At 41.1% G+C, this 20,823-nt stretch carries 17 protein-coding genes; 13 read left to right on the top strand and 4 right to left on the bottom strand.

Annotation, left to right across the window (positions count from 1 at the left end; all coding sequences use genetic code 11):
- The first annotated feature begins 166 nt into the window (after window positions 1-166).
- Both rlmH and ACYCSE_RS08975 read left to right on the top strand, forming a co-directional pair.
- Window positions 167-646, top strand: coding sequence for a 23S rRNA (pseudouridine(1915)-N(3))-methyltransferase RlmH (gene rlmH / locus ACYCSE_RS08980; protein ID WP_216974483.1), 480 nt, complete (start codon window positions 167-169; stop codon window positions 644-646).
- Window positions 647-1,515: 869 nt separating this feature from the next.
- Complete coding sequence (locus tag ACYCSE_RS08975) at window positions 1,516-1,947, top strand: S-layer homology domain-containing protein (RefSeq protein WP_459702074.1); 432 nt, start codon at window positions 1,516-1,518, stop codon at window positions 1,945-1,947.
- 187 nt (window positions 1,948-2,134) lie between these two features.
- On the opposite strand, the gene ACYCSE_RS08970 is transcribed toward ACYCSE_RS08975, so the two are convergent.
- Complete coding sequence (locus tag ACYCSE_RS08970; protein WP_459702073.1) at window positions 2,135-2,536, bottom strand: 23S rRNA (pseudouridine(1915)-N(3))-methyltransferase RlmH; 402 nt, start codon at window positions 2,534-2,536, stop codon at window positions 2,135-2,137.
- Between the two features lie 308 nt (window positions 2,537-2,844).
- Here ACYCSE_RS08970 and ACYCSE_RS08965 point away from each other — a divergent pair, with 308 nt between their 5' ends.
- From ACYCSE_RS08965 to ACYCSE_RS08925, 9 genes are all read left to right on the top strand, one after another.
- Window positions 2,845-4,455 carry a DNA cytosine methyltransferase gene (locus ACYCSE_RS08965; protein ID WP_459702072.1) on the top strand — a complete coding sequence of 537 codons (1,611 nt, stop codon included), beginning with the start codon at window positions 2,845-2,847 and terminating at the stop codon, window positions 4,453-4,455.
- On the top strand, window positions 4,448-5,716 hold the full coding sequence (locus tag ACYCSE_RS08960; protein ID WP_459702071.1) for a hypothetical protein: 1,269 nt from the start codon (window positions 4,448-4,450) through the stop codon (window positions 5,714-5,716). Before ACYCSE_RS08965 ends, ACYCSE_RS08960 begins: the two co-directional genes overlap by 8 nt.
- Before the next feature lie 12 nt (window positions 5,717-5,728).
- Window positions 5,729-7,690, top strand: coding sequence for a DEAD/DEAH box helicase (locus tag ACYCSE_RS08955; RefSeq protein ID WP_459702070.1), 1,962 nt, complete (start codon window positions 5,729-5,731; stop codon window positions 7,688-7,690).
- Window positions 7,665-8,642, top strand: coding sequence for a protein NO VEIN domain-containing protein (locus ACYCSE_RS08950; protein WP_459702069.1), 978 nt, complete (start codon window positions 7,665-7,667; stop codon window positions 8,640-8,642). Before ACYCSE_RS08955 ends, ACYCSE_RS08950 begins: the two co-directional genes overlap by 26 nt.
- 393 nt (window positions 8,643-9,035) lie before the next feature.
- Window positions 9,036-9,596 (top strand): DUF4303 domain-containing protein, encoded by a 561-nt coding sequence (locus tag ACYCSE_RS08945; RefSeq protein ID WP_459702068.1) that lies wholly within the window; start codon window positions 9,036-9,038, stop codon window positions 9,594-9,596.
- A gap of 141 nt (window positions 9,597-9,737) precedes the next feature.
- Window positions 9,738-10,265, top strand: coding sequence for a hypothetical protein (locus ACYCSE_RS08940; RefSeq protein ID WP_459702067.1), 528 nt, complete (start codon window positions 9,738-9,740; stop codon window positions 10,263-10,265).
- 342 nt (window positions 10,266-10,607) lie between these two features.
- The gene (locus tag ACYCSE_RS08935; RefSeq protein WP_459702066.1) at window positions 10,608-11,942 is read left to right on the top strand and encodes an SMI1/KNR4 family protein; all 1,335 of its coding nucleotides are present in this window, start codon (window positions 10,608-10,610) and stop codon (window positions 11,940-11,942) included.
- Window positions 11,943-12,163: 221 nt separating this feature from the next.
- Window positions 12,164-12,697, top strand: a complete 534-nt coding sequence (locus ACYCSE_RS08930; RefSeq protein WP_254349796.1) for a YceI family protein — start codon at window positions 12,164-12,166, stop codon at window positions 12,695-12,697.
- Between the two features lie 227 nt (window positions 12,698-12,924).
- Entirely contained in the window at window positions 12,925-13,527 is a 603-nt protein-coding gene (locus ACYCSE_RS08925; protein ID WP_254326347.1) for a class I SAM-dependent methyltransferase, read from the top strand.
- Window positions 13,528-13,663: 136 nt separating this feature from the next.
- Here the strand turns inward: ACYCSE_RS08925 and ACYCSE_RS08920 are convergent, their stop codons facing one another.
- Together ACYCSE_RS08920 and ACYCSE_RS08915 are read right to left on the bottom strand one after the other, a co-directional pair.
- Window positions 13,664-15,085 carry an MDR family MFS transporter gene (locus ACYCSE_RS08920; RefSeq protein ID WP_254349797.1) on the bottom strand — a complete coding sequence of 474 codons (1,422 nt, stop codon included), beginning with the start codon at window positions 15,083-15,085 and terminating at the stop codon, window positions 13,664-13,666.
- A gap of 316 nt (window positions 15,086-15,401) precedes the next feature.
- Window positions 15,402-15,641, bottom strand: a complete 240-nt coding sequence (locus ACYCSE_RS08915) for a hypothetical protein (protein ID WP_254349798.1) — start codon at window positions 15,639-15,641, stop codon at window positions 15,402-15,404.
- Window positions 15,642-16,038: 397 nt separating this feature from the next.
- Here ACYCSE_RS08915 and ACYCSE_RS08910 point away from each other — a divergent pair, with 397 nt between their 5' ends.
- A complete protein-coding gene (locus ACYCSE_RS08910) occupies window positions 16,039-16,626 on the top strand; it encodes a sensor domain-containing protein (protein ID WP_414126192.1) in 588 nt (195 codons plus the stop codon).
- 100 nt (window positions 16,627-16,726) lie between these two features.
- Window positions 16,727-18,526, top strand: a complete 1,800-nt coding sequence (locus tag ACYCSE_RS08905; RefSeq protein WP_459702065.1) for a response regulator — start codon at window positions 16,727-16,729, stop codon at window positions 18,524-18,526.
- A 171-nt stretch (window positions 18,527-18,697) separates the two neighbouring features.
- Here the strand turns inward: ACYCSE_RS08905 and ACYCSE_RS08900 are convergent, their stop codons facing one another.
- Complete coding sequence (locus ACYCSE_RS08900; protein WP_459702064.1) at window positions 18,698-20,692, bottom strand: serine hydrolase; 1,995 nt, start codon at window positions 20,690-20,692, stop codon at window positions 18,698-18,700.
- Window positions 20,693-20,823 lie beyond the last annotated feature (131 nt).

The following is a 20,823-nucleotide window of genomic DNA, read 5'->3' as shown; positions in this document are numbered from 1 at the left end:
GAATGATCCGCTATGATCTGAACAGGGAATAGGCTCGTAGTGGAGAGGAAATAGATAGGTAAGAGACGTTTCAGGTGCTAAAATAACTATGTTAAAGGTATCTTTCATGTATGGGCTCGTAAATGCGATTTTACATTATCATTCGACATAGATAGGGGTATGGAATTTGTTTATTCAGCTTATAGGTGTGGGGAAGTTAAAAGAGAAGTATTTGGTCATGGGCATTCAAGAATACGCTAAACGGCTGGGCCCATACATTAAGTTTCAAATGATCGAAGTAGCGGATGAAAAGGCTCCCGATACACTGAGCGAGGCGGAGGTTCGACAGGTCAAGGAGCGAGAGGGCGAGCGTATTCTTGCCCATGTGAAAAGTGAAGCACATGTTATTGTGCTCGCCATCGACGGCAAACTGTGGAGCTCGGAAGAACTCGCAGAGGAATTGGACAAGCTCGGCACCTACGGCACAAGCCATGTTGTCTTCGTCATTGGCGGCAGTCACGGCCTTTCTGACGAAGTCCTCCGCCGTGCCCAGCAGAAGCTGAGCTTCGGAAGAATGACCTTGCCACATCAGCTGATGCGATTGGTGCTGGTGGAACAAATTTATCGGGCGGTGAAGATTAATCGGGGTGAACCGTATCGCCTATAAAGGTAAAATAGAAAGGGACTTCATGATGGAATCCCTACGATTATCCCTCGGTAGATTGTTGTCAAAATCCAGCATCCATGCATCAACCGGAACGGCCTAGTCATATGATTATTTCGTCGTAAGGTGGTTAAGCAGGTTAAAAGAATCGTGGTTGATACAATCAATAGTAAAGTCAAAATGAAGATTAATGGCCTTGACCTGCCTTCCTTTGCCTCGGGGGGCTTCGAGGGTAATCGGGATGCTTTCGACCATTGGTCTTAACAGGGCTTTCTGTTCTTCTGCGACCAGCTTGTCCTGAATGTGCTTTAGTAGGAAGTACAGGGCGGTTCGATCAACGGGGTGCTTTTGTCCTCAGCAATTTTTGCTCCCACAGCTTCGAGATTCTCCTTTAGCTGTTCATGTTGCTGATGAGCCTTCATAATCTTGGGCTTAAGAATAGGAACAAGCTCAGGGTCGTTCATCAGATTGTCCTCGAGCTTTTACAGCTTTCTTCCTAAGTTGTTCATCTCATTTACAATGGCTTTCTTCTCAGCCAGCAGGGGGGGCGTATTGGAACGAAGCTTGTTGATGTTGTCGGCCAGTTTCTGGGCAATTCCGGTCTGGAGGCGACACTCACAAGTTCTTGAAGCAACTGCTCCTCTGCTACATCTGCACGAATCATATTGGATCGCATACCGTCTTACTCTTATTATGAAATTGTCCGCACATATAGTAGCGATATGATAGCCCTTTGGCTCCTTTGGAGCGGGGCCAGAACCATCCCATGACCGCATACTGGCATTACATCAAAGAAAGCGAACTACTCCTCATTTTCCGATCTACCAGCAACAAACTGGGCATCACCATTCGTAGAGGCAGTGAAGGACTACATGACGGGCTACCGCACTGCGGATGGTAAGTACATATTTAATTCAACAGCACCAGCAATCCGTGAAGATGTGACTGTCGCTATCGTTAAACTTAAGGGCTATGATACTACTCGTTTGCCGGATCAAAGTATCATTGAAGCCATGTTCACGGACTTTGAAGGTATATCTGAATCGGCAAAGAGCTATGTTGCATTAGCTGTGGAAAATAGCCTTGTATCACGCTTTCAGGATGACACATTCCGTCCACAGGCTATGATTACTCATGGAGAAGCAACGGTAATGTTTTGGCGTGCTTATCAGTACAGCAATGACAATAAAGAAATTAGCGGTGGACAACCACGTCAGACCCAACATCAACAACTCCTTCCACACCGGACACAACCTCACCAAGCCCATCTGCATCAAATCCACCAACAGAACAGCCATCTGTAGAGATACTGGTCGGTGGAACAGGTGCTGCTGATGTAGCTGCTCGATATAGTCCAATCAACAACAAAGTGCACTTAATGGGTCAAAGATCCCAAAAATATGCTTACGACAATAATTTCGTCTTTTTAGATGGTGCATCGGTAAAATTAGAGTAATTCTTCTTAATACTCCCAATACCATTAATTTCATATTATTTATGGTAGGGATGATTATGGATAATACGGAATGCTCGATAAAGCTGCTCAACCAATATGGTTGTTTTGAGTCCTGTGTCCATATCCATTTGACTTAGCGTCAGAGTCTCATCGTATGGTGCAGTTTCTGAGCCGACAATAATGGAAATATCCGATGTTCCGGAAACTCCTAAATCACTGATCTTTGCCGCAAGCTCCTCCGACGACAGCGATTGCTTGGTGTTGGTCACAATAATCTTATAGCTGCTATCGATAAGCTTCTTTTCAAGCTGATTTTCCCTTTTGAGATAGATTAACTTAATTGTGCAGTATCGTCCTAGCCGCTTTTCGTATTCTTTTATAGCCTCAAGACAAAAGCTTTCTGTTTTCTCGCTAACGGCATATATTGTGAACTTCATACTTTACCTCATTTCATAAATTAGCTTAAACGAGCGATATTAGTATAATCTTAAACAGAAATTAAAACACTTGGAAACGAACTGATATACTTAATAAGCTCTATATCTTAGCTCGGCAAAGGAAGACTTTATAAGGTGAACTGCAGAATTTGTAATATTTCTGTGTAAATTATCTTTTAAAATTTAATGTTATGCAGGTAATTAGTCCTAAGTGTAGAATAGTATTTAATTCAGGAAATGTAAAATGACAAGGCAATACGAGCTTGATATAATGGGGAATAAACGTTCGTGGAGAAAGGTTTTGAAAAATGAGAGTAGCTGATTTTTTTTGTGGTGCAGGGGGATTTTCTGAGGGATTCAGGCAAGCGGGTTGTAAAACTATTTTTGCTGTGGATAAATGGGTTCCAGCAGTAAATACACATCACGCTAACCACCCATATTCTAATACAATACTAGAAGATGTAGAAAAGATTTCTTTACTTCCTGATATCGAGTTCCACAACTTGGTTCCAGATACGGAGGTCATTATTGGATCACCTCCTTGTGTCGCATTTTCTAATTCTAATAAATCAGGAAAGGCAGATAAAGCCCTTGGTATACGGCTGTTAGAATCATACTTGAGAATAGTTGCAAGAAAAAAATATAAAGAGAATTCTATACTGAGGTACTGGATACTCGAGAATGTACCAAACATTCAAAAATATATAAATCCGCTGTATACTTCAAATGATTTGGGTCTTAATGGCAACTTCACACTACAAGTTTTATATGAAAATTCAGGAGTGTATAACTCGAAGAATTTTGGAGTCGCACAAAATAGAAAAAGGTTTTTGTGTGGACAGTTTCCCACGCCAGAATTAATTATCAATAAAGATGAGGAAGTAATACCTTTAAAAGTAATACTTCAGTCATTAAAAGGCCCAACTGATGATATAGATGGAACAATTATTGATCCCAACTACAAATTTCAAATGGAGTCAAAAAATGTGACTGATCATCACTATATAAAAGAGTTGGCAACACATGAATGGAAAAAAGCAAAACAGCTAAAGGAAGATAAAGGATATATGGGGAGAATGGCCTTTCCTGAGGACGTAGATAGACCTGCAAGAACTGTGATGGCCAATTCTTCTGTGTCTTCAAGGGAGTCTGTTATTTATCACTATAAACAAAATAGGTACAGAATGCCAACAGTGAGGGAATTAGCTTCAGTCATGAGCTTCCCTATAGATTACCGTTTTTATGGTGAATCTAGAGGAATAAAATCTAAATTAGTAGGTAATGCGGTCCCTCCTAAGATGGCTTATGCATTTGCTAGAGCGATTACAGCAAGTTTAGGGAGGACAGTTCCGGATCAATACAAACCAATCGAACACGCAACAGATATAAGCTTTGTTAATTTAAACAACACTATGTTTCCTTTAAATAATGAAAAGCCCAAAAGGGATTCGGCTCGATTCAAATACCATCTTCCTTATTTAATAGTAAGAGCGTTTCGAGTTGAGCTAACCAACTATAAGTCGGATTTTGAAAATAAAAACTATCAATGGAATATTGAAATCCATAAAAGTCAAGGGCCAAGAGCTAAGATATTCTTGCCTTTTATTGAATCAACGATTTTTAGTAATGAAATAAATAAAAGAATACAATTTTATATTTTATCCATTGAACATAAACTAGTTTCTTTTAATAAGTTTCAACAGCATTACTGTTTGACTACTGAAGAGAGGAAGGATTTATTAGGGCCAGATGAGCTTTTAGAGTCAGTTAAGGAGTTAGTTCTAGAAATAACAAAAGGTAATTTTGGCGAATCAGTTATGATTGATGAAGAACCTAATACGCTTCCTACTGCAATTGCAATCGGTTATTTTGTATTAAAAATACTAATTGAAAAGATGGGGCGAATAAAAGATGAATAAAGATTTGAGAATTAAGAGGTTAAAAGAGATTGTAGACAATGAAATCCCCTATATGACTGGAATTAGAATTAGATACAAGGGGGAAATTCAAGAGTTTAAAGCCTATAAAATACCATTGGATTTTCTTGTATACAATAAGTACAACGGCAGAATTGGAAGTGTAGTGAAATCTTTTGAAAAGCAACATCGGTCGATTAATCCCGAAGACATAGAAGATAGAAAAAGGCTTGAGGATTATTTATTCGCCTCAAAACCTGGAAGAAATGAAACAACACTCAAAAATTTGATTGAGAATGGCCAACAACAGTATGGAATTGTAACTAATGATGGAGTAATTATTGATGGAAATAGGCGTGCAAGTTTGCTAAATATTATCTATCGTGATAGAAAAAAATGGCCTAATCATAATCTTGATCACTGTCAGTATTTCATTGCTGTCATACTTCCAGATACCCCTGAACCAAAAGAAATAATGAGATTAGAAACAACCTATCAAATGGGAGCAGACGAGAAGCTAGATTATAATCCTATTGAGAAATATCTTAAATGCAAGGATTTAAAAGATGTTGGCTATGAGGAATCTGATATGGCTGATATGATGAGTGAAAAAGAGAGCACCATTAAAGAGTGGATCGAAATTATGGACTTGATGGATGGTTATCTTGATTACTTAGATTATGACGGTATTTACACGAGATTAGAGAAACGTGAAGGTCAGTTTGTGGATTTAAACGGATATCTTAAAACATATAACAAAGGAACAAACAGGGCCGAGTGGGGATTTAAAGAATCAGATGTTTCCGATTTAAAGGCTGTTTGCTTCGATTATATTAGAGCAAAATACGAAGGTAAGGAATTTAGATCTATTGCTAAACCAAGTAAGAAAGAAGGTATTTTTTGTGATGAAAATATATGGAATACATTTTTAGACGAGCATACAAAACATATTGAATCTATAACAGAAGATTCGCCTGAGCAATTGTACAAAGATAATCCAGATGCTGACTTGTCTAAGTTGTTGGAAGCAAGAGATGATTCATGGGCAGACCAAGCTAGAGGATTATTACAAGGAAATTTAAATATTTCGGTAAGAAAATTAGACGATAAGAAAGATGCTAATGAGCCTCTAGAATTATTAAAAAGGGCTAAGAATGCTTTGGAAGCAATTAATTCAGATGCATTAGATAAAAATAATTTAAATCTTGTTAAAGAAATAAGTACAATTGTTTGGGATTTTAAAAAAATAATAGAAAAGAAATAGGTGCATCCCAATATGCGAATAGAAGTTGAAATTAACCAAGAAAACAAGGAGTTTATTTTAACTGGTTCAACTGACGATCTTTTAAAAAATAGAAGAGCTAAAATATACATGAAAGATTATTTGAAAGCTAGGTTGGTAGAAAATGAAATAGTTATTCCATATGAAGATGAAGATCAAGAGAAAGTCTTGACGCATATAAGAGAAATGTTATCAAAATATGGATTTGAAGAAGCACAATCAGCCTTGGTAGAACAAACATTAAATCACTATTTTCAAGAGGAAAAGAATTTTAGTAAATTTTCTGAACAAGCGTATAATATACGAAATAATAATTTTGATGTAGTTGATTTTGCTGAGTTTACGAAAAGTCTTGCGCAAAATTTGCAAAATAGAACGTTATATAAATTACAACTATTATCTGCCTACCATTTAGCATTTTCTCAAAATGCTTGTAATTTTTCGGTTCCCGGAGCTGGAAAAACTAGTATTGTTTATGGTGCATACACATATCTAAAAAATCTTGATGAAAACGATCCTAAACATGTGAATAAAATTCTAATAATTGGACCGCTGAGTTCATTTGGCCCCTGGGAAAATGAGTATGAAGAATGCTTTGGTGTAAAGGCACAGTCAAAAAGACTTTCAGGTGGAGTTTCAAAACAAGAAAAATCAAAATACTTTTACTCTTTTGAACCAGATGAACTAACTTTAATGTCGTACCAAGCTGTAAGCAGCGTAATAGAAGATCTCATTTATTTTATTAAAAAACATAAAGTTATGGTTGTGCTTGATGAGGCACACAAGATAAAAAATACTGAGGGAGGAGTAATTGCTGATTCAATACTAAGTTTTGGAAAATATTGCCGATCAAGAGTTGTTTTAACTGGTACCCCAGCACCTAACGGTTATGAGGATTTAATTAATTTGTTTCAATTTCTTTGGCCGTCTAAGCAACTTATTAGGTTTCATAAGTATCAGTTGAAGGAAATGTCAGAAAACCCTCAAGATAAAAGAGTTGAGGAGCTTATTGAAGATATTTCACCTTTCTACATACGAATTAGAAAAAGTGATTTAGGCTTACCAGAAGCTATCAATCATCCTCCTATATTTGTTCAAATGGGGAAATATCAAAGAGAAATATATGATTTCATTGAAAAAAATTATATGGACTATTTCATTGATAAAACTGAACTAAATGATATCAGAGGTGCTTTAATAAAAGCTAGGTTAGTAAGATTAACGCAAGCTGCTACAAATCCTAGTTTACTGATTAAACCGGTTGATCAATATTTTAGCGAACATGGATTGACAGAAAGAACATATATTGATGACTCTGAAATTATAAATAAAATAGTTAAGTATAATGATCTCGAAACTCCTTCAAAATTTAAAGTAGTCCTCAATTTAGTTAAGGATATAATTAACAGAAAGCAGAAAGTAATAATATGGGCTATTTTTGTTCAAAATATGCATGAATTAAAAGGTTTTCTTGCTGATCATGGTATTGAATCTAGATTACTTTATGGAGATGTTCCCGTAGAATCGGATGATAAACAGTCTTCAGTTGAAACCCGTGAAAGTATAATTAAGGACTTTCATGATAAGGATTCAAAATTCAAAGTTATAATTGCAAATCCCTTTGCAGTTTCAGAATCTATCTCATTGCACAAAGCTTGTCATAGTGCCATTTATTTAGAACGTACATTTAACGCAGCACAGTTTATCCAATCCAAAGATAGAATACATCGTTATGGTCTAAAGTCTAATGATGAAGTTAATTATTATTATATATTATCGGAAAATTCTATAGATCAAACTGTGCATGATCGACTTAATTTTAAAGAAAGTAGGATGAACCACATCATTGAAAATGAACCTATACCGTTATTTTCTTTAGTTGATGAGGATGACTTTGGTGATGATGATATAAAGGCGTTGATTAATAATTATGTTAAGAGAGTTAAAGAAACATAATAATTTAGGAAGCTTAGAAGAAATTTTGTATGTGTTAACTGAAGCTATATCCAAAAATCCTAAGAGGATTACTGACATTGAAAAATTTTGTCTTAACAGTACTTTATTTTATAATATTCCTAATAAAGGGATATTATCACTGCTTCAGTTTATTTCAGCAGTTTCGACTTGTGACAGTGGACTGTATCTAAGTAAAGTTGGAGAAGAACTTTTAAGTTCTGAAATTGAAGGGACTATTGGGGAGAAGATAGCAAAAAAAGTTTTATCAAAAATTTTAACGAATGATGAATTCTCGGACTTTCTTGATTTAGATTCCATATACTTTGACTACCTTCATGAAGCCTATATTATTAAAAATAATCATATCCCTTTTAAGTATTCTGGGGTTAGGAATTTGCTAATAGAGTTAGGTTTTTTTTCTTCTAGCTCTCAGGTGAAAAATTTACTTGTTATCCATGTTGGCTACAATGATTTTTTAAAAGGAATTCTTAGACCTGTTCGAAAGAAAATTAGCATAAAAAAGTTTAAAGAGATGCAGGTACTTAAAGAGAAATATGGGCGGGAAGCTGAAGAATTTGTATTAAATTATGAAAGGAATCGAATTTCTGAGCATGCACAAGCTTCAAAAATTTCACAAATATCAGATATTGATGTCAGTGCAGGTTATGATATAATCTCATTTAATTCACTTACCTCATTAGTTTTTGACAGGTTTATTGAGGTAAAGTCATATTCGAAAAATCTCAGTTTTTACTGGACTAATAATGAAATCAATGTATCAAGAAATAAAGGATCCAATTATTATTTATACTTAATAAATAGAGAGCAAATGAATGAAGATGGATATGAGCCTTATATTATCGCTAATCCATTTGAAACAGTGTACAAGAACGACATTTGGAAGCGAGAACCTCAGACATGGCTTTTTTATACTTTACCTGAGTTAAAATAACCGTTGTAAAATGAATTGAAAATAAAGGAGAGGAGATTAAGCCTCTCCTTTATTTATTAGTTTACCATATCAACCGATACGATGAACCGTACCATAAGTAGGGCGAATAGCTTAGAAAAAAGAGATCATAAACATGCTCTAATGGAGATGAAACTCCAGGTAGGAGAGCAAAAAACCATACCTCAAGTGACGGTAAAATGTTGTAGTGAATGCAAAATAGTTCAAAAGAGGGTGTCTCAAAGCCGGAAAATAACGGAGAGACATCCTCTTTTATCATGAGGGAGTGAATCGCCCATATTTCCAGGATTCAGGTAGAAAGTAGGTAGATTTAGGACAAACAATTTTTATAATGGAAATAAGATATATATTTTATAGGGCTAAGGGGCGAATGTCATGAAACCGACGCAAGGAATAGAGGCGCTGGCGGCAGAGATTGCCGATGTGGCTAGGAAGTCCTTTCGCACTCTTTTTGAAAATGGCGAACGTTACTATTACTGCACGCTATTTACTACTGGAGAGGGACATGCGCCAAGCATCTCCGCCTGGTCATGGGAGGCCTTGGAGAGGGAAGCGGCCAGGCAAAGAGAAGAAAGTGACATGCCGGGGTCAACGATTGCGGAACTCATCAAATGGTCCTATGCCGATTCACCCTATTGTTGTTTCAGGGATGAGGACTTCGATGATGTTAAACAATTGTTTATGAGGCGTCCTTCTATTGCGGAGCTTGAAGCTGACGAATGGAATCGTGAATTTGATTCGAGGCTGAAGGCCATGGAGCTGGCGATGAAAATGCTCGATGATGAAGGCATGTTTGCCTTGAATCAACCGCGAGAGGCTGTATGCGTCCTTGTCGAGGTCATGCCGCCGGATGAGATCAATACCGAAATCGCCTTACGTTTGAATCGGGCGGAGTCTCCGGCTATGCAAGCATGGCTGGTGGAAGCAGCGGAGTAAGGGCATTCGCGTTTCTTGAGGGAGAGTTGTAAAATGCCTAATCATCAAGCGATTTTTGGCGTGCGTATGTCCCATTCGCACAAGCAGACAGCCCGCCCCTGGCGTAAACTGAATTATAATCAGTGAGCGAGGTGAACTTCCATGGCACAATCGAAAGAGATGCGTGCACGGGCTAAGAAGTTTCAGGGCCGTCCGGTCTGTGTCACCCTGCACAGCGGAGAGACTTACGTCGGCTACATCACCGATGTTAATCACGGCGGGTTGGTACTTGCCAGCGCTGGAGTCCCCCCACGCACTTCTTCCGGGAAGCAAGGCTCCCGATCTATTAAACGCAGAGCTGGTACGCATGCCCCGGGCGTCCGTCTCGGCAACCGGAAAAGCGGCGCGCGCAAGCCGTCTGGCCGTTCGCGCTCCCGCAAGCCGGACGCCAAGGTGTCGGCATTCCTGCCGATGATGGGCTCGCTGTTAGGCGGCCTTGGCGGCGCCACTGCGGGCGCAGGAGGGCTTGGCGGTATGCTCGGCGGCGGCTTGCGGCTGTTCGGCATGATCCAGAAATTTGTCCCGGTCGTGAAGATGGGCTACGGTATGATCAAGTCCATTCGTCCGTTTCTCGGCGCCGTTAAAGGCTTGATGCCCCCGGCCAGTCCAGCCACGCCGGATAACGAATAATCGTATCCCTGTGGACTTTAAGTCCCCTTTGAGTGGTCAAAGGGGGCTAGCTCACACCATCATTTTCTAACAAGAATAAAAATGATCACGGTCTTCGTCATCAAATTTGCCAAGTGTCCGTCTCCTAACAAATTTGTGTTGGCCCCCATATGGATTCCATTCATATGGAATTTGTTCTGTAGTACTCTAAGGTGGTTCAGTGGTGACCTTAAGAGAAGCTACAATGAAAGATTACTTAAAGATACATATCATTTTAAAGAGGTACGACCCATAGAAAAAATAATAAAATTGCTGGATAAGCAAACAAAGGAAACCTGGCTATGGTCAACAGGAGGGTTCAATATGTGGTTTAGGAAGAAAGAAACGCAACTGGATCGAATAAAAAACAAACTGAGTCAAGCTATGCACAAAGACGCCGATTTCTCAGTGTTTGGAGCATCCTCACATCAATATAGGGTTAAAGAGAAGCTTACAGCAAAAGAGCTGGCGGACTGGCAAGTCCGCAATCAGGTTACACTTCCTGAGCCTTACGCGCTGTTTTTAACGAAAGTCGGCAACGGAGGCGCCGGACCCTATTATGGAATCTATTCAATTGGAAAGGCAACTTCCTACACCGAGCGCCAGGCGCTCCTTGCAAAATCCGTTCTGTATCCCGGGATGACCAAAGAGGAATGGAACCATCTGATTGAGCCCCTGACCAAGGACGAGGACATTCCCGATGAGGAATACGACGCCACCCGTAATAAGGTGTTGGGCGGCATGTTGTGCATAGGCACCCAAGGCTGCGAATACGATATGTATCTCGTACTTGAAGGGAAATACAGGGGGAGAATTGTGTACACCTCCGATTTTCATCCCGATCATCCTTTTTTCTTTGTCTATGAAGACAGCTTTCTGGACTGGTACGAGCGCTGGCTGGATGAAATTATTCTGGATTATGATATCGGGTGGTTTGGCAGTCGAATGCCGGGTGATGAGAATGCGCTGATCCAGACTTATCAGAGCGCTCCAAACGAAGAAATCCAAGCCAAAGCGCTTAATGGAATGTTCAAGTTTAAGAAAGTCTCTCAGCCAACCATTGATTTTTTGAAACATATTGCAGAGCAAAGCCCAAAAAATCAGACTACAGCCATTTGGCTCATTTGCAAAACTTCTTTTGACGCGGGTAGAAAATATCTTCTGGAGCTGTTGCAATCGAATGGACATGAGAGTTTTCTGCAATCCTTACAGATTCTGCACGCTTCCAGTAAAACTGAGGATTTAACGGATTTTATTCCAGTGATCTTGCAAAGGCTTGACAGGATTCACGACCCGGAAACGTTGCGTTATGCAGGATACATCTTGGAAGATTACGGTGCGATTACGCTCCAGAACTTCGCGCCTTTTTTGTGTCACGCCGACCCTAAAATGCAAGCCACTGCGATCTATGCCGCGCGCAGTTGCGAAAACAAGCTGGGAAGCTGGGAGATCATTGAACAGATGTTGATGGGGGGCGGCCCGGAGGTTCTGAATAACTCGATTTTATACTGGGGCATTATTCCACATGAGAAGTTGCTGCCTCACTATAAGGAGGTATGGCCGCAATACAAAAGCAATCCGAATTTCAGAGAAAAATTTATCGGTTGTTTGCGAGAGCTGCATTTGCCAGATGATTATTTTGACAAAGACGAATGGTGAAGAAGGTGTACATGGATTATCCAGCTCACCTTCGATTTAATTTGACGTGGCGGAGCCTGAACATTCCGAAATCGGATTTACGAGGAAACCAAAAAATGAAAAAAAGCTACTGACATCCCGTTGTCAGTAGCTTTTTTGTACATTAGGAGTATGCGAATAGCGCAGTGTTTGGAGATGGGGCGACCTTTCTCAAAATCTTATCATAGAGGTGGAATTTATTTATGAGCAATATCAATTGGGAAGTGGATCCGGACCACAGTTCCGTCGAGTTTTCGGTGACGCATTTAATGATTAGTAGAATTAAAGGAGTATTCGAGCATTTCCAAGCGATCTTGAGTTTTGACCCCAACGATTTAACAACCATGGGTGTTCAGGCCTCCATAGATGCAAATAGTATCACAACTCGCCAATCGCAACGAGATGAACACCTGAAGAGCGACGACTTCCTTCATGCAGCCAAGTATCCAACCATTACGTTTCAAAGCACCAGCTGCGTCCTTGCTAGCGAAAGGCAATATGAACTTACGGGCAATCTAACTCTGCATGGAGTAACCAAACCCGTCACTTTTCATACTATTTTTGAAGGACTTAACAAGGACCCTCGCGGCCGGGAACGTGTAGGATTTCATTCAACAGCCAGTATCGAACGCAATGAATTTGGCTTGACATTCAACTCTCCTCTGGAAAAAGGTGGGGTTGTTGTCGGAAATGAAGTGAGAATCGAGCTTTATATCGAGGCAATTAGAATAGATTAGCGTTCCTCAAGGCCATCCTTTTAGCGGGGTGGTCTTTAAACTTGCCGTTACATGTAGGTTGGGGAACCGTATCACAAATAAGGGCGAAAATGTTGAAGCAAAATTGTTCAGAAACGAACCAAGACTAAGAGCTTACTAATAAGAATGTGGACTAAATGCTAATGCTTCGATAGAATATCATTCTATATTGTTGTATTCAGGATTTTATTAAGGGGATTGGAGAGGTCATGGGAAATACGGATAAGTTTGAAATGATAGCTAATATATATGACACTTCTGAAAGAATTCAAATTGCAAAGGTATCATCTGATGCCATTCGTGAATATGTAGTTGACGCTAATAGTAAGAATGCTATTGATTTTGGGTGTGGAACGGGTCTTGTCGGAATGAGCTTGTTAAATGATTTTAATTCTATGCTTTTTCTGGATACTTCACAAAACATGATTAATCAAATAAAGCAAAAAATTACTGATCTTCATATTCAGAATGCAGATACATTATGTTTTGATTTTGAAAAGGAAGGTCTAACGGATTTACATGCTGACTATATTTTTATGGCTCAGGTTCTACTCCATATTCATGATGTTGAATTCGTTTTATCAAGGCTATTTGATGTTCTAAATGAAGGAGGACATTTACTAATCGTAGATTTTAATAAAAATGAAAAAGTAGTTTCAGATATAGTTCATAACGGATTTAATCAAGAAGAGCTGACTGACATTATGACTAAAATAGGATATAGAGATATTCAGTCGAAAACTTTTTTTAACGGAAGTAAAATATTCATGGGACAAGATGCATCTATGTTTATTCTTGATTCTCAAAAATAAAACTTTTAGGCAGAAATCAGCTCTCCTTATAGTCGGGGTGCTAAGGTACAACGAAATAAAGGCCGCCCCTTATGAGACAGCCTCATGCTTCTTGCAAGGTTTTTAACTTATGATTCAATCTGTGCCTAGTAATGAATCAACTATGTTCAGGTGGCTTTTTTATAAACCAACCCAGCACCAGAATAAGTATTGCAAGAATAAATTCAATCCAAAAAACCGTTTGTAGACCGGAAGCCATGCTTTGTGTCTTCTCATGCATCGCAGTGGGATTGAGCGAATGGTGAAGATAACGATTGGCCCCAGACGACATGATGCCGACGAACAATGCGATGCCAATCCCTCCTGCAATCTGTTGGAGCGTATTGTATATGGCTGTGCCATGAGGGATCAGGTGACGTGGAAGTTGATTCAATCCTGTCGTCTGAGCCGGCATGACGACGAACGACATGCCTAAGAATAAGAGGATATGATTGAACAGAACGGAACCTTGTGTTGTATCACTGTCGATGCCGGTAAACAGCCACAACGATATGACGATCAGGAGCAGTCCGGGCACAATTACGAGTCTCGGCCCGAATTTATCGAGTAATTTCCCCGATACTGGCATCAGCATCCCGTTCAAAATGCTACCTGGCATTAGAAGTAAGCCTGTCGCGAATGCTGTCAACTTCATCACATCCTGCATATAGAACGGCAGCAATGTTGTTGTGGCGAATAGAACCATCATCAGAATTACAATCAATACCGCAACCAGAGAAAAAGTGGAATGCCGGAATACGGAAAGATCGATCAACGGCTCTTTGATCTTAAGCTGGCGCCATACAAGCAAGAGCAAGAAAAGGCTACCTATTGCAATTGATCCGTAACCTTCTGGCTCAAGAGAGACACTTGTTTGGCTGAAGCCATAGGTGACGCAGCCGAAACCGACGGTTGACATCACAATGGATACAAGATCGACCCTTGGCTTGGTCAGTTCTGTCACATTCTTTAAGTACATGAATGCATAAATCATCGAAAACAGTGCGACAGGAATCACCATGTAAAACAGCCATCGCCATTGAAAGAAATCGATAATCAAGCCAGACAAAGCCGGCCCGATGACAGGGGCGACCATGATGACCAGCCCCATGAGACCCATGGCGGCACCCCGGCGTTCTGGAGGATAGAGGGCGAGAATCGTATTCATCATCAACGGAATCAATAATCCTGTCCCGCAAGCCTGAACAACCCTGCCCATCAGCAAGATTCCGAATCCCGGGGATACTGCACACAAGCAGGTACCGGCCAAAAATAACGCCATCGCAGACATAAACATCTGGCGAGTCGTGAACCATTGCTGTAGTAATGCGGTCACCGGCACCAGTACGCCGACCACAAGCATATAACCCGTCGATAACCATTGTATGGTCGAAGCCGCAACGTTAAATTCTCTCATCAATGCAGGAAACGCATTGGTAAGTAAATTTTCGTTAAGAAACGCGACAAATGTACCGATGAGTAGAGCGGTTAATATTTCTCCTCTCTTCATTCCTCTTGCATCTTGAGCCTGATTGTCCATCTTCTACCTCCCGATTGTTCATTACGTTCCGTCCATTGTTTGTATATCACTTATCCCGCAACGCCTGAAGATCATTCTACGTGAGGTGGGATGAATTGGAAAAAGCGAAATTGTCCATCATACTCGGAAATTCATTCATATTTCGAAAGCATAAGGGGGGCTCCCCCGCGATGTCGCTCATTCGCGCATTATTTCTTGACAAGATGAGGTTAGGGGATTATGATAACGTGCCGGTCAACTCTACAAGGCAAATAAAATCAAAAAGGCTGATTTTTCGTAGTGCCTTGGCACCGGAATCGTCAGCCTATCGTGCAGATTATCCTACACCATCACTTTCTAACAAAGAATAAAAATTATCACGGTCTTCGTTATCAAATTTGCCAAGTGTCCGTATCTTAACAAATTCGTGTTGGCCATACATGTCTATTTCCTCACCGTACCTATTGTAGAGCGCGATCATATTTCCATCCTGATTCAACTCCATGTACCCGTAACATTTTGCTTCAGGCGCTTCACCGTAAAAGAGCATAAATTTTATTTTGACCACTCTGTGCATGCAGATCCTCCTTTTCTGTCTTTCATATTGGCTTTGAATATATACAGTATTTTCCATGAAGTGTCAACAGATGAGGTTTCCACGTGATGTGAAAACAAAGTAATTATTAATATGATGGATTAAAATTTTTGTATGTATAACTAAGATCGAACGGTTTTTACTTTCTCTGGAGCTCATTTTATTCCACTATGTGTTCCAGCACAGAAACTTGAAGGATTCGTTGTCCAAGAATATAAAATTTCTTGGGAAATATCTGAGGAGAAAGGATATATGGATAGTGTTAATTTCAAGCTTCTAAGTCTTTCCGCCTTGTGTCATATGACATTATGGCACTGGCCGATTTGACATCAAGAGCCGTAGGATACGACTACTACTTGTAAAGGATGTGGGCTCTTTGATGACAAGAACCGTCGTCAGCTTTATTCAAAATGGCTATTTCCTACTGCTTACTTTCGCTACCGGATTGTTTTACTTTTGCTTTTATCTGGTCGCTCTTACATTAGGCTTGAGTCTTTCGTTTACCGTCGCGGGCGTTCCTCTGATTACTCGCATTTTGCGAACTACATACGCCTTCCTGCAATTTGAACGCACACAGACCAAGATCTATACGGACATTACCACCGAGCTTTACGTTAAACCAATAAACACCGATGCCTCTATCTGGCTTCAAGCAAGGAAGGAGCTGCTAAATCGGCGCAACTGGATTGCTATCGGCTGGCTGATGCTGAAGCTTCCGGTGGGTATTTTTAGCCTCATTAGTGCGGCCTTGCTTTATATAACTCCACTCGCAATGATTGCGACCCCGCTCCTCTTTCCGCTATTTAATTATTATTTTATGGGTTTTCTTATAGATACTGTGATAAAATCCATACTGGTTTCGGCCTCAGGAGTCGTATTCACTATGGTGAGCTATAGGCTTGCGAACAGCTTGACGCGTATGCTAGGCGGCTACACCCATCTTATGATCAAGAGTGTGAACCGTTAACCGGAATGTCCCGGTCTGGATTTAAAAGTATTGTTGGATGATGTTCTGCTCTATAATAGTTACGTAATGTCATACTGATAGTTCTTAGGGGTTGATGTTTTTGTTCGATATGGTAAAGCAGTGGTTCTGGTACGACTGGTTCATGCTTATGATCCGCCTGATTTGCAGTACTTCTCTCCTGCTCACTATCATAGAGCGGCAAGCTCATTTCACGCTGCCGCTTGGGGTTCTTGTGTTTTGGCAGCTTATTGCTTTTTCCGTTCCCTGGCTGTGCTTGCAGCTCAATTATAGATACTACCTGCTTACCGAGATTGTGATCCCGGGCGGGCTGTGCTTGTATTTAGCTTCGTTTTTTCCGGAAGCCTACCTCACATTCCTGTTGTATCCATTTTTAATTGCCGCTAACAGCAAACAAAGAACATATCTTTGGTCAGGTCCTTTATCGGTATTGCTCCTACCCACTATAATTAAGCTGCTTGTAGAGCAGACTGATTTTTGGGTTATGACCATTCAATTCGGGACGGCTTATGCATTCGGATTTTCCTTCCATTTATTGATGGTCAATCATCGTCAAAGCGAAATTATACGCGAGCAAAATGCGGTGCTGGAGCAGTACTTGTCCCAAATCGAGCGCATCACGCTGGCCGAAGAGCGGAATCGGCTCTCCAAAGAGCTTCATGATACTGTCGGTCATGCCTACACTTCCCTCATTATGGGATTGGAAACCTTGCGCCCTGAGCTAGAGACGGATACAGGAACGAAACGGCTCGATTCCCTATTGAACCTGGCCCGGAAGAATATGGATGAAGTGAGAGGCTATGTGCATCAAATCGAATCGCCGCATGAAGAACTCCCACTGCTTCAGTCTTTGCGGAAGCTGGCAGAGGAGTTTCAGGAGCATGCTAAGGTGTCGGTTCGTTTCCAGGCCTTCGGAGAGGAATACCCTGTAACGAAGCAAGCGAAGATAGCACTGTATCGCTGCTTGCAAGAATCATTGACGAATGCCGTGCGTCATGGACACTCGACGGAGATTACGGTTTTGGTGCAATTTGAGCCTCAGCAGACGAGGCTCGAAATTAAGGATAACGGCCGCGGGATGGAACATGGACGGGATGGTTTCGGCTTGAACGCCATGAAAGAGCGAGCGATGAATTTGCAAGGTCATGTTGGCATCTATACCCAACCGGGCGAAGGCACCCTCGTTACCTGCACCCTACCACGGCAAACGGAGCTTAAGGATGAAGTCATCCGTCTGTTGGTCGTCGATGACCAGCCTTTTATCCGTGAAAGTCTGCGGACTCTTCTCGAGGAGCAGCAAGATTTGCAAGTCGTAGGGGTAGCAGAAGATGGCGAGCAAGCCATCGAACTGTGCAGGCAGGTTCAGCCTCAGCTGGTGCTTATGGATTTGGACATGCCGAACCTGGACGGAATCTCCGCATCCCGTACCATAAAACAAACGTGGCCCCACATCCGCATCTTGATTCTCACCACGTTCGAAGATACTGGACAGGCTCTGGAAGCGCTGCGAAGCGGAGCCGACGGATACTTATTGAAGGCGATGAAGCCAGTAGAGCTCGCCGAAACAATACGCACGGTCTATCGCGGAGGCACGCTGATCGATCAGGAGATGTCGCACAAATTGTTTGCACAGCTGGAAGCCGCCAAGGGCGGGGAAGATCCGTCGACAACTCGAGTGGCCGCGACCTATGACTTAACTCCACGGGAGCTTGAAATTTTACAGTTCGTGTCGAAAGGACTGCGATATAAAACCATTGCCTCCAAATTGTATTTATCTGATGGTACGGTTAGAAACTATGCGTCATCGGTCTATCTGAAGCTGGGGGTTCGCAACCGGGAGGAAGCGGTGCAAAAAGCCGGGGAGGCAGGGCTTCTGGAATAAACCTTACGGCTCGATGCGGATTTCCGTTGGATATGGAGAAAACTAAAAATAAGCGGCAGCATCAGCAGCCGCTTGTTTCTTATTATACAAGAAAACCCCCAGTTTGATCGGGGGTTCAGGAAACCTTATAAAAAGTATCATTATCTTACTTTTTCCGGTTAACCTTTTGAATTAGTGACTGATTGGCAACGTATAGTAATTAAATGCTTGATCTAATAAGGCACTGGCTTCTTGACGCTTCAAAAGCTGTTTGGAGCGGAAATCTATGGAGCCGTCTGACTTGATCTTGGTATCCGGGTCCATGATACCTTGGGAAACAAGAGCTGTGACTGCTTTAACTGCCCAAGCATCCGTTTCACCACTCCATTTAACCTTAGTTCCAGGCTCAACCTGTTTCAGGTTCTGGATCATTACCGCCGCCATTTGTCTAGTGATAGGAGAATTAGGCTGATAATTACGTAGTCCGGCCATCATCTGCTTCTTATTCGGTTCAATCATGAAGGGTTGTTTATACCATCCGTGGGCGCGCAGCAGCACTTCTGAGAATTCTCCCTGAGTCATCGTTCCTTTCGGATCGAAGAGGTTGGCTGACTTTCCGCTCATGACGTTCAAAGCATTAAGGTTGTTTATATATGGAATATATTTACTATCCGCAGGTACATCAGAAAATGGTGAATCAATGTTTATTTTTTGCGCATAAGCAACGAGGTCTGGGAGCTGCATGTAATACAAATATGCAATATGGCCTGCTTCATTTTTATTAAACGTCAATTTATTACCTGATTCATCTTCAAATAATAAAGGGTGGATCATTTTTAGTGTATGTTTGCCTGATGTTCCTGTCTCCATTATTAATTTCCCGTCCGAATACGAAACCTTCGTCCTTAAGGCAGCGAAACGCGTGTTTTGGTATAATCCCACGTAGTCTTGGGCCTGCTGCTCACTTATTGTCGCGTAGGTTGACTTTGGAACTTCTGATTTTCTCGGATAATAATGATTCATAAATTCTTCATACACGTCAAGACTCATCATGGAGTCGTTATTGTAGGACATATACATCGCTGTATTCTTCTCAGGCAGAATAACAACCAAGGAAGAATGCCCTGTAACATTTCCTCCTTTTAGAATCACATGCTGATTATTCATCTTCTCTTTGAAGTAGCCTTCGAATCCAATTGTTGTAACCGGGAACTCCTTGTCAGGGAATAATTGGTATGTGTGCATTTGCTCTATGCTCTTTGGACTCACCACTTCTTTACCTTTGTACTTTCCTTTGTTCAGGTGCATCATGAGGTACTTCGCCATGTCATCTGCTGTTGAAACCATACCGCCTTCAGGTTTTTCCGTTGGTTTAAACCCGTCCAAGGGTATCAGGTCGCCTGTTGGTCCATAGTGAGCAGCCATTCTGTTTAACAATTGGGGGGTAAACCGCACACTCGTCGAAGTCATGCCTAACGGTTTGAAAATATTCTTTTCCATATATCGGGAATATGACATGCCCGTTACGTTTGCTACTGCATATCCCGCTAGCATGAAACCAAAATTGTCATAAGTGTACGCTTCTCCTGGAGGCCTGACAACAGTTGGCATACGTGATGCAATGTACTTCTTCATTGGAAAATATTTGTCCGCGTATTCTGGATGCATTTCCATGAGAATATCTGGTTCATCAAATCCACTTGAATATGTAAGTAGATCAAACATCGTCAGTTTTTTTCCTGTTTTATTCGGAACCTTTATTCCTCCTAAATACTCTTGGATATCGTGTTTTAAATCCATTTTCCCCTTATCGACCAACTGCATAGCTGCCAATGCAGTGAATGACTTTGTAACAGAGCCGATTTGGAAAACGGTATTTTTATCAACAGGAATTCTTTTTTTCTTGTCGGCATAACCGTAACCTTTGCTTAGCATCACTTTCCCACCCGTGACGACCACAAAATTAGAACCAACTGTATTAAACTTCTTCATCTTGTCCGCAAAAAGACCATCTGCAAAAGCTTCTAGTTCCTTGGCATTTCGCGGTCCCTCCAAGCTAGCCTTTTCAGATGTAACTGGTGCGTTAACGGGTGCGGCAACTGACGCGCCGTTGGGTGCCATACAGGCGGTAGTTATCGTAGCAGATAACAGTAGAACCGCGAGATTGGTATGAATCATTTTTTTCATGAATGATCTCCTTGAAATGTATTTTTGCCTCATAGCGTCCGGCAAAACCAAGTATGGCAAAGGACTTGTCATACCAACAAGTTACATTTCGTCACCGACCCATACCAGTCACTTCAAAGTGTCATATGACA

It is taken from the genome of Paenibacillus sp. SEL1 (genome assembly GCF_054602535.1).
The sequence above is the reverse complement of the archived record's forward strand: the minus strand, read 5'-3'. Positions and strand labels throughout refer to the sequence as shown.